Origin of the sequence: Vibrio sp. 99-8-1 (assembly GCF_013114595.1) — a bacterium.
GTDB lineage: Bacteria > Pseudomonadota > Gammaproteobacteria > Enterobacterales > Vibrionaceae > Vibrio.
Map to the genome: position 1 here is coordinate 36,375 of NZ_VTXE01000003.1, position 14,216 is coordinate 50,590.

The window sequence follows — 14,216 nt, forward strand, 5'->3', positions numbered from 1 at the left end:
ATCAATCTGTAGACGGATATTGCTTCACTAATGCTTTTTCTTCTGCTAACGCTTTAAAAAGTGTCATTAAAGAGGGGGGCTTATGCCCTGCTTTTTTCTGTAAATGACCAATTTCATAAAGAGAGCGGTACTGAAAAAGTAAGGTAGAAAAAATCTCTTTTAATGGGGTTTTACTATCCCAAATATGGGTGGCTTCACTACTGGCACCATTAATTTCGATGATCTGAAAATCTTCCCCTGCCATTAAGCTTTCGATATTTTTGAACTTGATGTCTAACCGGCCATAATAAAAACCGTCGAAATCATCAAAAATAGCGTCTAATTTTTCAGTCAGTGGTTGGGAAATGTACTCATTGCCATTTTTGAAAATGCTACCCCGGCTATGGCTGCCTGCAAATGCCAACCTAAAATCGACATTTTTCGGAATAACGCGACTCAACTGACCTTTATGGCGGTCTTTATAAATGTGAGAAAGTTGTCCTGCTCTTTCATCGCTGTCAATGAGCTGCTCCAGCGTTTTAACTCCATCACCTTTCACATAAGGTGCATACTTAAGAGTAATAGAAAATACTTGTCCTTTTTTCTCCCCCGGATAGCGCATATAAAATACGCCTACCTCGGCATCAAAGTCGGATTTTTTCTGTAACAGATAATCCGCACCTTCGGGAAAACGCTGAATATAGTCGACAAGCTGCTCTTGATTATGAACCAGTCTGACTCCTGCTCCTCGGCAACCTTTATCGGGCTTAGCCACTACAGGAAAATGCAGTTTAGCCTGCTCCATTGCCTCCAGTGCATCTCGCAACTGTACGTCGATGCTGCTGCTGTTTTTACGCAGTGTATTAAAGGGCAATATCCACTTATTCGCTTCTTTTCCTGCAAGATTCAAAATGTCTTTTTTAGACTCACCCACCATGCCACTTAACCAGATAGAGGGATTCGCGATAAGGGGTAAACTGATGCTTCGGTATTTAATGCTGTGCCATAGGCTTTGTGCCACTACTGGGGCGTAAAAAAACCACGTTGGCCAGAATTCATAGCGAGAAACCACGGGTCCAGAGCGGTCCATTTCAGGCATTCCCAGTTTTTGTTCTATAGATTGGTTTGATCGTATTGGCACTACATTGTCCTGTTTATATTGAGGAGCAAAATCCTGCTTGTTTTTATTTAAAGCTTTCAAGTCGATACTCCTTTACCACTATTTGAAAAAATCTTTTTTGATGAACGACGATTGATTTTCCATAAAGCAAATAAGGCACAAGGAGCGATTATCCATTTCCATTGATTGTTCTCTAACCACTCTATAGAGCCTAGTTGGTAAATTGCGAAGAATACAATTGCGGTCCACAGCGCTGTCGCGAGGATCACTGAGGTCATAAATTGAATAAAGTTGACTCGAAATAGGCCGCTTAATGTAAAACCTATGGTTCTTAATCCAGGGATAAAACGAATAAATGCGATATTTAGCATGGTGTGTTTTTTTAAACGTTGTCGAACCGTTCGCATCGCTTTATTGGTCAACAATCGATATCTAAGCGCTCTCCATCGTGCAGCTAACATCCCCAGCCCGTATAAACCAATATCACCCGATGCAATCCCGATAAATATAGCGAGTAAAGCGAGTGATGGGGTTATCGACTGATCCGCAGCAAGTAGTGCAGCGGTGATGATAGCCAAATCTTCCAATAGATAAGAGAGCAGAATGATCGAGATAAACAGGCCAGAAACCCCTAGGCTTTGTTGTAAACTCGAGCTGATGTTGATCCAATCTGTCATACCTACCTACTTACTCAATGTTATTAATCTACTAGACCTTAGTGCCAAGGGTTTTATTTCATAGATACGGTAAAAAAAAGCGATTTTTTTTAAACAGATATAAATTCGTCTTGTGAAGAGAAAATGACGTGTCAATCGAGTCAGTAGTGATGAATGTTTACTGAAATGACAAAGTGATTGGAATGAATGGTCTATTATCAGACCTTAACCATCACGTTATACTTTTTAATCGCGGTTTATGTTGCGCAGAGAGTTAAGCACAGCAGTTTATTGTATTAGTAAACGGATACGGTCATAAGGTGGAAAGTAGAATGCAAAAGACAATATTGATAACAGGTGCGACAGACGGCATAGGTTATGAAACGACAAAAATGTTAGCGTCACAAGGTCACCATCTTTTAATTCATGGTCGCAGTATGAGCAAATTGTCTGCTGTCAAAGAGGAGCTGGAGAGCTTATCTGATGCTGGTCAGGTAAGTGCGTATTTATGTGATTTATCTATACTTGCAGACGTAGAAGCGTTCGCAAGAAAGCTATTAGAGCAACAGACAAAGCTGGATGTATTGATTAATAACGCAGGAATTTATAACGTTGATCATGTGAGTACAGAAGAGGGATTGGACGTACGATTTGCAGTAAACACTTTTGCTCCTTACCTGTTAACTAAACGATTACTGGATCTTTTCCAGCCTGATGGTCGTATCATCAATTTATCTTCTGCGGCGCAATCAACAGTGAGTTTGGAAGAGTTGGTGAGTGAAGGGAGCACACTGCCAGACAACATTATCTACGCGCAATCTAAGCTGGCTATCACCATGTGGTCACGAGCGCTAGCCGCTACCATCGGGGCTTCAGGCCCATCGGTAATTGCCGTTAATCCTGCCTCATTGTTGGGAAGTAAGATGGTGAAACAGGCGTATGGTGTAGCGGGGGGAGACTTACAAATAGGCGCTGATGTTTTATGTCGCGCCGCGTTATCGGAGCAGTTTTCCAATGCAACGGGATTGTATTTTGATAACGATATAGGCCAGTTCTCTTCTCCTCATCCAGATGCGCTAGACAAGCAGAAAACGCAGCAACTGGTGGACGTTATTGAATCGGTATTGGCAAAGAAAATGAGATAGGGCAAAGCTATAAGCCGATTGCCCATGCTTGGTGTGACGGCGACTCACTCAGCGGAGGGTATCTGTAGAGTGAGTCGCGGCATCCGTTATTAAAGTAACGGCTATTTAATTAACGCAAATGCACCTGTCCAGCGGTAGCACTGACCAGAGAACTCAACGGTATGAGTGTCTGATTGTTGCTGTTGATTTTGGTTTGAAATGCCAAAACGATATGAGTTACCTGACGTAGTTTGGATATCGATAACGGTTCCAATTTCGTTGTGACCCAATACCTCAACGGATTTCACTAACCCTCTCGCACCAACAGATGCTTCAATGGATTCATTAAAGTAACCATGAGTCTCTAATACCGAGGCAAAAACATGATCTTTTGCTGATTGGCGAAGAATCAGTGCAGGTTCACTGCGCAAATTAAAGTCCGGATCATTGGCACCGGTACGTGCGAAAATAACATCACCTTGTTGATCGACACTAGTCACCAAGCTGTAGTAGCTATTATCGTGCAACCAACTGACAAGAGTGCTCGACTCTACTTTAGCAGAGCCTAGATTCCACAAATGTTGGTAGCCATTGTCTTCACCTAGTGGTCTTAGTGTGCTTTCGGTTTGGTAGTCAAAGTTAGTTGCTATAATTTGCCCTGTATAATGCACAGGGAGATCATACTGATGGGTTTGCTCTGCTTGAATGCGATAAACATCAATGACAAGCGGCTTTTCAAACTCCTCAAGCTCAGCAAGAATAATGCTTCGTTGCATATCCACACCATCATAATAACCTGATATGCGACCACTCATACCTTGTAACTTTTCGTCCTCGGCCTTAAAGAAATGTTTCTCACCATGTTTGGATTCAGCTAATGCCGTATCAAAATTGTTTTGTGTTTTTTGATCCACAGTAACGGTATTGTGACAAACCGTCTGCTTGCAGTAAGACTTGTTTTCTGGGATATAACGTCCGCCAAATTTAGGCTCTACATTTACCCAACGGCCAAAACCATAATCGTGTAAGACTTCATGACCTCGGTTAAACACACTCAAGTGCAAGCCATCGTAGTGACCATGGTCTAGCGCAGAGTGGTATTGGTGATCACTGCCGTGCTGTCCAAACCAAATTAGTGCCATGGTGTCGTCGTCATGTTGATCTCGATGACGTAAAATACCGACTCCTCCTTTGTCACCATTAGGGCCATCAGTAACAAATAAACTTCCCCAGTTAAATGCAGGAATGGTGTCGGCTTTTGCCACCGCGTCAGACAATGTTGCACCTGAACTATGTACCCAAACATCTTGTTGATGGTTTGCCATGCTCAACAACGTATCACTCTGTTCATAACGGTGATAACAGACACTTGTTGCCATGATCACACCTTCATCATTGATGCTGATGGTTTTTGATGAATCGTTGAGTGCTGGCAAGGTTCCGTCTGGGAACGCAGTAGAGAACACGGCATAAGAGGTTGTCTTGATCACCGAGTTATTGAACTGATAGATATTGAGTTCAGGCTGACGTCGCTCTATTGCTTCTGCGAATAGGTAAATCGGACGCAGTGAAAAGCGGTGATAGTATGGGCCTTCCATATAATAACCGTCTGGCGAAAAGAGCTGGTCGAGCTGAGCAAGAAACCCTCCGCTTACTTTGTCCAATTTAAGGCCGTATAGTGCTTTGTCTACCGACTCTTGATCATTGATGGCGTAACCACAAATACCGACCGCGGCAACAGCCCAAAGGCCGTGATTGTGTACGATGTCAAAATCATGAGCATAGGTGACCACGAACATCTCAATCATTTGTTTAAGTAAGTCGTCTTCGATGAGATGTTTTTGTTGTTCACTCAATGTATGGTAAACGCAGCTATAGGCACACGAGGCATACAGCATCCACATGTTTTCATTTAATGTCTGGTGGAACAGTTTTCCCGGAGGGTTAGAATCGCGACTGGTGTTGCTCTCTAAAGTTGGATACACCTTAGCGTACGCGGTTAACATATCGACGATATAGTCGCGGTATTTGTCCTGTTGGGTGATTAAATACAGTCGACCAGCTAAATCCATATGGATGTAATTTTGCTTGTGGCGATTATGTTCATATCCGCCTGCTTCACCGTGCCCCGGTACTTCAATCCCTGTCTCAGTCATATACTGATCAGTTTGCTTTATGTCGCGTGACAGTGCATTTCCTAATAGGCTATCCGTGCCAAGTGCTTTGCGAAGCTCTGCAGCTTCGTCAAAATTGAGTAAAAGTGGTTGATAGCTCATTATTTTTTCTCCTGCTTTGAAGGGGCTCTCTCTATTGAGTAGCATCCCGCCCAGCTATATGTTTTGCCTTGTAAAGTTAACTGATGGTTTGTGGTCTCATTGACGTTTGCAATGTTACTGATCATGACTGTAATAACAGATTGTTCGGTTTCAATCTCTACCACACTGCCTGTGGTGTTATAGCCTATAATGCGAATATCTCTAACCACACCTCGTGCATTGGTACTTTGTTCGAACTCTTCATTAAAATAACCGTGAGTTTCTAGTACGGAAGCAAAGAGTGTCGATTCACCTTTCGTTCGTAGAATGAACGCGGGTTCACTACGAAGATTAAAACTTGGATCATTTGCGCCAGTGCGAGTGAAAATTATTTCACCGTTATCATTAGAACTGGTGCCTAGCCAAGTATAGTAGTGATGGTTTTGTAGCCAACTAACCAATGCGGTCTCTTTAATGTTTCCAGCTGCAACTTTCCATAAATGCTGATAACCGAAATCACTACCTAGCGTATCGAGTTCTGTATAGGTTTGATAATCGAAGTTGGTGCGAACCAACTGTCCTTCAAACTGGTGCGAATAATCATACTGATGCTCACCTTCACCTGTTATTCGATACAAATCTAAAAGCAGAGGGGCAGTGAACTCGTCAAGATTCAGCATAAACACACTACGCTGCATATCAAAGCCATCATAGTGCTGATCTGAAAACGCACTCATGCCTTTAATTTGGCTGTCAGATACTTGGAAGAAGTGTGGCTTACCGTGTATAGCATCTGCTCTATCAACATCGAAAGCACTCTGGCAAGTTTCATCTATAGTAACCAAGTTATGGGCGATGGTTTGTCTGGCGTAAGACTTGTTTTCGTCAAGATAACGTCCACCAAACTTGGGTTCTACATTTACCCAGCGACAGAAGCCATACTCACGCAATACTTCTTGTCCTCGGTTAAAGTAGCTAATTCCTAATGTATCAAAATTGCCGTGGCCCATGCCGTGTTGGCCATAGTTCATTACCAGTTGAGATACGTCACCACTCTTATCCTGCATACGGATAAATCCTTGTGCGCCATTTTCGCCGTTCGGACCTTCATTGAGTTCGGCGCTTGGCCAAAATGGTAAGCCTATCTCACGTTGCTTAGTTGCTTGTTGGTATGCTTGTGATAGCTCAAGGCCACAAGGGTGCATCCAAACAGCGTCTTGAATTTTAGCCATGCCTAGAATGTTGTCATCCAAGCCATAATGCTTAGAGTAAACACTCACGGCTACTTGTACACCCATATCAGTAATGCTCATGGTACGGGATGCATCGTTTAGGGCTGGGAATTCTCCATTTGGATAAGCGGTTGCTAATAGCGCTTGTACTGTTTTGCCAATGACCTTGTCTTTAAAGTTGTATATATCGAGCTCAGGCATATGACGATGTAGAACCTCTGCAAAAACACAGGTTGGACGGATTGCGTATCTATGATAGTAAGGCCCTTCCATGTAATAGCCAGAAGGGGAAAACAGTTGGGAAATCTGCGCTAAGAAACCACCCGACTCATTTCGCTCTATGCCGTAAACGGCCATTTCAAGATAGTGACGTTTTCCAATTGCCAAACCACAAATACCAACAGCCGCCACAGCCCAGATACCATGGTTATGAATACGATCAAAGTCATGAGCGTATTTCTCAGTGAACATATCGAGCATAGGCTGAAATAGTTTATCGATAATATAGCTTTGCTCATCTTGGCTCATTTCTGAAGCAACACAAGAGTAGGCAAGGCTGGAAAACATCAACCAACAGTGTTCGTTTAATATTTGATGAAACAACCGACCGGTAGGATTGGTATTTTTTTGTACTTGGAAATCAAACGTAAGGTATTTATCGGCGTACTCAATCAACATCTGTTTGACAAACTGTGCGTACTTTTCATTTTGTGTAACAAGAAAAAGTCGTCCGGCTAGGTTCATGTAGGTGTAGTTTTGTTTGTGGCGATTATGTTCATAGCCACCTGCTTCACCATGGTTAGGGACATCAATAGGTAAACGCATAAATGCATCTACTTCACTAATATGTTTATCGATGGTTTTTCCCATCAAGCTCGACTGTCCAAGTTCCTTCTGTAGCTGAACGATTTCTGTTTCTGTTTCTGTTAACAAAATTGGTTGTGTATTCATATGGTTTGTCACCCTAAAACGAAAGGTATTGATCAATTAGCTTATCTATAAAGTAATACAATAATAAGTTTAATTGTAGTGTTTTGGCAAGAAACTATGATAAATATCGTGCGTTTAGCTTTAAATAATTGTTTTTATTGAGTTAAGTTGGGTTTCTTTCTTGGTGTTTTAAGCGTGCCACTCGCTGGGGTATGAAAATATATGTGATCCATGTCACGATGTGTTAGATATATTGTATTACAAATAAGCTTGGTCATATATGCTTGTTCTCAAATCATTACACATTAACTTTTGCTGGAGAAGTACGATGAATCCATTCTTTAAGACACAGGAACACCCTTGGGAAGAACTAGGTGATGGCATTAAACGAAAAATCGTTGCCTATACCGATAATCTTATGGCGGTTCATGTTTGTTTTGATAAAGGAGCAATTGGTACCGCGCATATCCATGACATTCATGATCAAATCGGGTATGTCGTTAATGGCCGCTTTGAAGCAGAAGTTGATGGGCAAAAAATGATTCTCGAAAAAGGAGATGCATTTTTAGCACATAAGCACTTAAAGCACGGTGCGGTAGCTTTAGAGCAAGATAGTGTTTTGCTCGATATATTTAATCCAGCTCGAGAAGATTTTTTAAAATAATCAGTGCAACCTCTGTTGTTAAGGTAAGCAAAATGAAATCAGTCAATATTGCTGTCATTGGTGAATGTATGATTGAGCTACAGAAAATCTCTGGTCAGCTCAAGCAAACTTATGGTGGCGACACATTAAATACTGCGCTTTATCTGACTCGCCTATTGAAAGCGCAAGAGATCAATATCAGCTATGTGACGGCTTTGGGGCAAGACTCATTTAGCTCTGAAATGCTAGAAGCTTGGCAAGAAGAAGGTATTGATGGAGATTTAGTCCTCACCATCGAAGATAAGCAGCCAGGAATTTATTGTATTGAAACCGATGAGTTTGGAGAGCGACGCTTTCAGTATTGGAGAAATGAATCGGCGGCAAAATTTATGTTGCAGCAGCCTGAGTCGGCTGCCCTGCTCGATAAATTACATACATATGACGCAGTTTATTTAAGTGGTATTACATTAGCCATTCTTACAGAAACAGGTCGCAATGCGCTGTTTGATTTTCTGAAGAGCTTTTCTAGCAAAGGTGGCAAGGTCTACTTTGATAATAATTATCGAGCCAAGTTGTGGAAAAGTAGAGAAGAAGCGATCGCTTGTTATCGGAAAGTTTTGCAATGCACAGATATTGCCTTGCTTACCTTTGAAGATGAGCAGGAGCTATTTGGTGATCTGGATGTAGAGCAATGTATTGAACGTACAACGTCAATGGGGGTTGCTGAGATCATTATTAAACGTGGTAGTAAAGCATGCTTAGTTGTTGAGCAAAATGGTGTTAACTATGTCGAACCAGACGCGGTTAGCAATATCGTGGACACTACTGCAGCAGGGGACTCCTTTAGTGCGGGTTTCTTAGCGAGACGCTTAACGGGCGGTAATGCCGAACAAGCCGCGCAGTTTGGTCATGGTGTCGCTGGTGCTGTTATCCAACATAAAGGGGCCATTATTCCTCGCGAGCTAATGCCTGAATTTCAATTGTAAGTTTTTAAAACCAGACATTCTGGTTTGTAATAAATTAATGAGAATGCGTTATGACGAAATTAAATGAGCAGTTAAGTCATCTTAAAGTTATCCCTGTTATCGCTATTAACAAGGTTGAAGATGCGATTCCTTTGGGTAAAGCCTTAGTTGATAACGGTATGCCTTGTGCGGAAATAACATTTAGAACTGATTGTGCGGCAGGGGCGATTAGAGCGATGCGTGATGCATTTCCTGAGATGTTGATCGGTGCTGGAACGGTATTAACCAACAAACAAGTTGATGATGCTATTGATGCAGGCGTCGATTTTATCGTGAGCCCGGGATTTAATCCTCGTACAGTTCAGTACTGTCTAGACAAAGGCGTGACGATTATTCCTGGAATTAACAACCCTAGCTTGGTAGAGCAAGCGATGGAAATGGGGCTAGATACCGTGAAGTTTTTCCCGGCGGAACCGTCTGGTGGTGTATCGATGCTGAAAGCATTGTCTGCGGTTTACCCTGTCCGTTTTATGCCTACAGGGGGAGTGAGTTTAGCTAACGTGGATGATTATCTCTCTTTACCTTCGGTACTTGCCTGTGGTGGTACTTGGATGGTTCCTGCTGACCTGATTAATCAAGGGAAATGGGATGAGCTGGGTAAATTAGTTCGCGATGCAGTTGAGCGCGTAAGCGCATAACTGTTATTTATTGCTTTGATTTAGATGACAGCGTTATCTTTATCAAATAAACCAAGTTCTAGATATCACTAACAACCCTCTCTGTTATGCGTATTGGTTTGTTTTTGTGTAACAGTGGTGTTGTTTTTATTGATAAGACTGGGATGTCACCTACTATTTATCGTTATATTACCCATAATTAAGGGTATGACTAAGTGATAGCGGTATGGTATCTGATTGCATTTAACTCGTTTTGTTTTAGTTAAGGTAATTGTACAAGGATAAGTTTGATATCAGATCAATGTTAAGTTCAGAAAGGCTGAAATTATGACTATTGATACTTTTGTTGTTCTTGCCTATTTTTTCTTTTTAGTCGCGATAGGGTGGATGTTTCGCAAGTTCACTACATCAACAAGTGACTACTTTAGAGGGGGAGGTAAGATGTTATGGTGGATGGTAGGAGCTACCGCCTTCATGACGCAGTTTTCAGCATGGACGTTTACCGGCGCCGCAGGACGGGCATTTAACGACGGTTTCGTCGTTGTAATATTATTTTTAGCCAATGCTTTTGGCTATTTCATGAATTATCTCTATTTTGCACCTAAGTTCCGTCAACTTCGTGTTGTAACTGCGATCGAGGCTATTCGCCAACGCTTTGGTAAAACATCAGAGCAATTTTTCACCTGGGCTGGTATGCCTGATAGCTTGATTTCAGCTGGTATTTGGTTAAATGGCTTGGCTATTTTTGTCGCGGCAGTTTTCAATATTCCGATGGAAGCGACCATTGTCGTGACAGGCTTGGTGCTGATGTTAATGGCGGTGACTGGGGGTTCTTGGGCGGTAGTGGCGTCTGACTTTATGCAGATGCTTGTTATTATGGCCGTGACCATCACTTGTGCAATCGCGGCGTATTTTCATGGTGGAGGGTTAGGTAACATTGTCAGTAACTTCCATGGTGACTTTATGCTGGGTAATAATCTCAACTACGTCAGTATCTTTGTTCTGTGGGTTGTATTTATCTTTGTGAAGCAGTTTGGCGTAATGAACAACAGTATTAACGCCTACCGCTACTTATGTGCAAAAGACAGCGAAAATGCTCGCAAGGCCGCCGGCTTGGCTTGTGTTTTGATGATTGTTGGCCCTCTAATCTGGTTTTTACCACCATGGTACGTTAGTGCGTTTATGCCAGAGTTTGCCGAGCAGTACGCATCAATGGGTGATAAAGCGGGTGACGCGGCGTACTTAGCTTTTGTACAAAATGTTATGCCTGCAGGGATGGTCGGACTGTTAATGTCAGCGATGTTTGCTGCGACGATGTCTTCTATGGACTCTGGGCTAAATAGAAATGCTGGTATTTTCGTATGTAATTTCTATTCACCAATCGTAAGGCCACAAGCGACTCAGAAAGAGTTGGTAGTGATAAGCAAAATCACCACCATAGTGATGGGATTAATCATTATTGGCATTGGATTGTTTATCAACTCGCTTCGTCACTTAAGTTTGTTCGATATTGTACTTAATGTCGGTGCCTTGATTGGCTTCCCTATGCTGATTCCTGTGTTGTTAGGAATGTGGATCCGTAAAACGCCAGATTGGGCGGGATGGGCAACCTTAATTGTCGGTGGCGTGGTGTCGTATATCTTTGGTATTTCGTTGCAAGCGCAAGATGTAGAAAACCTGTTTGGACTAGAGACGGCACTTACGGCCCGTGAATGGGCGGATCTGAAAGTCGGTCTGAGTTTAGCGGCACATGTGGTCTTCACTGGTGGGTTCTTTATCTTAACGACTCGATTCTATAAGGGACTTAGCCCAGAGCGAGAGCAAGAAGTTGAGCAGCTATTTATCAACTGGAACACACCATTAGTCTCTGAAGGTGAAGAACAGAAGAACCTTGATACTAAACAACGTTCTATGCTTGGAAAACTAATTAGTGTTGCTGGATTTGGTATTTTAGCCATGGCGCTTATTCCAAATGATGCAACGGGACGATTACTGTTCTTATTGTGTGGTTCTATTGTGTTAACGGTTGGCGTATTGCTGGTTAATGCTTCTAGAAACACAGGAGCGAAGCTTGCTGTGCAAGACTGATACTTCTCTAGCTTCCATTAGCTAGCGGTATCACTGTTCGCTTTCTCAAGCCCCTTAACTGTTATGGTTAAGGGGCTTTTTGATGCGAGTGATTAATCCCTGCACTTCTGCTGCATCATTGCACCCTTCGTAGCTTGTTTAAACCATTTGTCGATAGAACAAAGTTGTATGTCAAAGATGGCTGACTAGAAAGACAGTATCGCAGGTTGATCGATACATTCAGACTAGTGCCCTAAGTGATCGTCAATTGCGTCTCGGCTCCTATAGCGTGGCTCCTATAGAGTGAACTTGCTTTCTAATCTCTAATCAATGGGGATGGGGAGGAGAAAAGCGTATCACCGCTGCTTGATGATAATTGAAACCCGACATGTATTAGCCCTTAAGGTTTGTTGATTTGTCGATTACACACTTTATTCATATGACTTCTTTGGAATGGGTTTGCTGCAGCGTTCTAACGCTCTATCTCTTGATTGATTAAATGACGACACTCCACAGGTGCTGCCTTGTATAAAGCACCAACAAACAGCTGTGAAAGCATTGTAGTAGGTTAATAGATCAGAGTCGCTTTAATGTTTGATGGATTTGCGCTCGTGGAGAGATTAAGCCATCAAAGGAGAGTATGGAAAAGGGGGTAATTATTAGAAGGCTAAAAAAATGCGGCTGTAAACAGCCGCATTCGTATCGTTTTTGGTGTTTGATTAACTTTCTGTTGCTGCCGATTGTTGGTCGGGTTGTTTATCGTCCACCGCTTTAACAAGTAGAAGACCAACAGAGAGTACGATGGCACCACACAGAATAAAGATAAAGCGTCCCCACAATGGGTTAGGCAACAAGAACATTGCCATTACACCTACGCCCGCTACTGCGATTAACGTGCCAAGCATACGGCGTTGCTTATTATCCAGTATTTTCTGTTCTGCAGACTCAGCAACTAGTGGTGTTGCCAAGTTACTGAAAAATAGGTCAACATTTTTCTGGCGCTCTTCAGAGAGAGGTTTGTAGAACAAGGTTGATAGAACAAAAAATCCAGCGGTAAATACTAGGTGACCAATCAGGCCAATCGCTACTTTAATATCAGACCATTCACGACCTGTTAGCGGCTCAAGGTCAAACCAACTAGCAATCATCTCAGCATTAATCACAAAGCCGACAAAGTAAGAAACTATCGCACCAACAACCAGTGTGCCCCAGCCAGCCCAGTCTGGTGTTTTCTTAATAAAGAAGCCACAGAATGCAGGAATGGTCATAGGGAAACCAATAAGCGCACCCACGTACATCATGGTATCAAACAGGCTTAATCCTTTGAGTGAGTTGATGAACAACGCGATAAGAATAATGGCAATACCAAATACCGTAGAGGTGATTTTAGAGACGGCTACTAACTCTTTTTCTGTTGCATTAGGACGTAGAATGGGTTCGTAGAAGTTTTTAACGAATATTCCTGAGTTTCTATTAAGACCGGAATCCATGGAAGACATTGTTGCTGCGAACATGGCCGCAATCAACAGACCAACCATCCCTGCTGGCATGTACTCTTGCACAAAGTATAAGTAAGCAAAATCCGCAGCTTTCTTACCAGCTTCCGGATAAGTTGCAGCTAAATCAATGCCTTGTCCTGCGATAAACCATGATGGCATAAACCAAATAAGTGGGCCCATTGTCATCAGAATACAGGCAAGTAATGCGGCTTTTTTGGCGTTCTTAGAATCTTTTGCTGCAAGGTAACGATACGAGTTCAGCATGTTGTTAGTAATACTAAATTGCTTAACAAAAATGAAGAATGCCCAAAGACCGAAAATGCTTAGGTAATTGAGGTTATTACCAGAGACAAACGACGCACCTTCTTGAACGGGGAAGTTATTGACGATTTCACTGACGCCGCCGCCTTGAATAACAGCAACAACAGCACATGTTACCGTTACCGACATGATGATAACCATCTGCATAAAATCAGAAGCAATAACCGCCCAAGATCCGCCGGTTACTGACATGACTAATACCACTAGACCAGTAATTATAATGGTTGTTGTCATATCAAAGCCAAAAATGCCTGATGCGATAATCGCCAGACCGTTAAGCCAGATACCCGCGGAGATAACGCTGTTTGGCATACCCGACCAAGTAAATACTTGCTCGTTAACTTTACCAAATCGCATACGAATAGCTTCGATAACGGTAACAACGCGAAGTTGGCGGAATTTAGGTGCAAAATAAAGGTAATTCATCAGATAACCAAACGCATTAGCAACGAAAATTACCGCTACGGCAAATCCGTCGTTATAGGCTTTACCGGCTGCTCCGGTAAATGTCCATGCGCTGAACTGAGTCATAAATGCGGTCGCACCTACCATCCACCAAAGCATACTACCGCCTCCTCGGAAGTAGTCACTCGTGGTGCTAGTAAAAGTTCTGAACATCCAACCTATTGCAATTAAGAATAGGAAATAGATGCCAACAATAAGTGTATTGAGTTCCATCTTTAGACCTTTTGAAAGTTGTTAATGTCTTGCCAAATATAATAGCTCTCTATAGTTTTATTTGTACTAC

At 42.4% G+C, this 14,216-nt stretch carries 10 protein-coding genes; 5 read left to right on the forward strand and 5 right to left on the reverse strand.

From position 1 onward, the window contains the following. Nucleotide 1: 1 nt before the first annotated feature. Nucleotides 2-1,078 carry a D-alanine--D-alanine ligase gene (locus F0227_RS02060; protein ID WP_171751621.1) on the reverse strand — a complete coding sequence of 359 codons (1,077 nt, stop codon included), beginning with the start codon at nt 1,076-1,078 and terminating at the stop codon, nt 2-4. A gap of 98 nt (nt 1,079-1,176) precedes the next feature. Then, nucleotides 1,177-1,776 (reverse strand): VTT domain-containing protein, encoded by a 600-nt coding sequence (locus F0227_RS02065; protein WP_171751500.1) that lies wholly within the window; start codon nt 1,774-1,776, stop codon nt 1,177-1,179. Between the two features lie 311 nt (nt 1,777-2,087). Between F0227_RS02065 and F0227_RS02070 the strand changes: the two genes are divergently transcribed. Continuing rightward, entirely contained in the window at nt 2,088-2,900 is an 813-nt protein-coding gene (locus tag F0227_RS02070; protein ID WP_171751501.1) for an SDR family NAD(P)-dependent oxidoreductase, read from the forward strand. A gap of 101 nt (nt 2,901-3,001) precedes the next feature. Here the strand turns inward: F0227_RS02070 and F0227_RS02075 are convergent, their stop codons facing one another. Both F0227_RS02075 and F0227_RS02080 read right to left on the reverse strand, forming a co-directional pair. Continuing rightward, nucleotides 3,002-5,155, reverse strand: coding sequence for a heparinase II/III family protein (locus F0227_RS02075; RefSeq protein ID WP_171751502.1), 2,154 nt, complete (start codon nt 5,153-5,155; stop codon nt 3,002-3,004). Beyond that, the gene (locus tag F0227_RS02080; RefSeq protein ID WP_171751503.1) at nt 5,155-7,317 is read right to left on the reverse strand and encodes a heparinase II/III family protein; all 2,163 of its coding nucleotides are present in this window, start codon (nt 7,315-7,317) and stop codon (nt 5,155-5,157) included. The genes F0227_RS02075 and F0227_RS02080 overlap by 1 nt, the downstream gene beginning before the upstream one ends. 307 nt (nt 7,318-7,624) lie before the next feature. Here F0227_RS02080 and F0227_RS02085 point away from each other — a divergent pair, with 307 nt between their 5' ends. From F0227_RS02085 to F0227_RS02100, 4 genes are all read left to right on the forward strand, one after another. Further along, nucleotides 7,625-7,960: a cupin domain-containing protein gene (locus F0227_RS02085; protein ID WP_171751504.1), complete on the forward strand. Its 336-nt coding sequence runs from the start codon at nt 7,625-7,627 to the stop codon at nt 7,958-7,960. 32 nt (nt 7,961-7,992) lie between these two features. After that, nucleotides 7,993-8,925: a sugar kinase gene (locus F0227_RS02090; protein ID WP_171751505.1), complete on the forward strand. Its 933-nt coding sequence runs from the start codon at nt 7,993-7,995 to the stop codon at nt 8,923-8,925. A gap of 50 nt (nt 8,926-8,975) precedes the next feature. Next, nucleotides 8,976-9,602: a bifunctional 4-hydroxy-2-oxoglutarate aldolase/2-dehydro-3-deoxy-phosphogluconate aldolase gene (locus F0227_RS02095; RefSeq protein ID WP_171751506.1), complete on the forward strand. Its 627-nt coding sequence runs from the start codon at nt 8,976-8,978 to the stop codon at nt 9,600-9,602. Between the two features lie 306 nt (nt 9,603-9,908). Then, nucleotides 9,909-11,669, forward strand: a complete 1,761-nt coding sequence (locus F0227_RS02100; RefSeq protein WP_171751507.1) for a transporter — start codon at nt 9,909-9,911, stop codon at nt 11,667-11,669. Between the two features lie 698 nt (nt 11,670-12,367). Here F0227_RS02100 and F0227_RS02105 read toward each other — a convergent pair. Beyond that, entirely contained in the window at nt 12,368-14,146 is a 1,779-nt protein-coding gene (locus tag F0227_RS02105) for a transporter (RefSeq protein WP_171751508.1), read from the reverse strand. Between the last annotated feature and the right edge of the window lie 70 nt (nt 14,147-14,216).

Bases quoted from the DNA above. Each gene is read 5' to 3' on its own strand.
- F0227_RS02085 (WP_171751504.1), top strand. From the start codon at position 7,625: ATGAATCCATTCTTTAAGACACAGGAACACCCTTGGGAAGAACTAGGT.
- F0227_RS02105 (WP_171751508.1), bottom strand. From the start codon at position 14,146: ATGGAACTCAATACACTTATTGTTGGCATCTATTTCCTATTCTTAATT.
- F0227_RS02060 (WP_171751621.1), bottom strand. From the start codon at position 1,078: ATGCCTGAAATGGACCGCTCTGGACCCGTGGTTTCTCGCTATGAATTC.
- F0227_RS02095 (WP_171751506.1), top strand. From the start codon at position 8,976: ATGACGAAATTAAATGAGCAGTTAAGTCATCTTAAAGTTATCCCTGTT.
- F0227_RS02075 (WP_171751502.1), bottom strand. From the start codon at position 5,155: ATGAGCTATCAACCACTTTTACTCAATTTTGACGAAGCTGCAGAGCTT.
- F0227_RS02100 (WP_171751507.1), top strand. From the start codon at position 9,909: ATGACTATTGATACTTTTGTTGTTCTTGCCTATTTTTTCTTTTTAGTC.
- F0227_RS02065 (WP_171751500.1), bottom strand. From the start codon at position 1,776: ATGACAGATTGGATCAACATCAGCTCGAGTTTACAACAAAGCCTAGGG.
- F0227_RS02080 (WP_171751503.1), bottom strand. From the start codon at position 7,317: ATGAATACACAACCAATTTTGTTAACAGAAACAGAAACAGAAATCGTT.
- F0227_RS02070 (WP_171751501.1), top strand. From the start codon at position 2,088: ATGCAAAAGACAATATTGATAACAGGTGCGACAGACGGCATAGGTTAT.
- F0227_RS02090 (WP_171751505.1), top strand. From the start codon at position 7,993: ATGAAATCAGTCAATATTGCTGTCATTGGTGAATGTATGATTGAGCTA.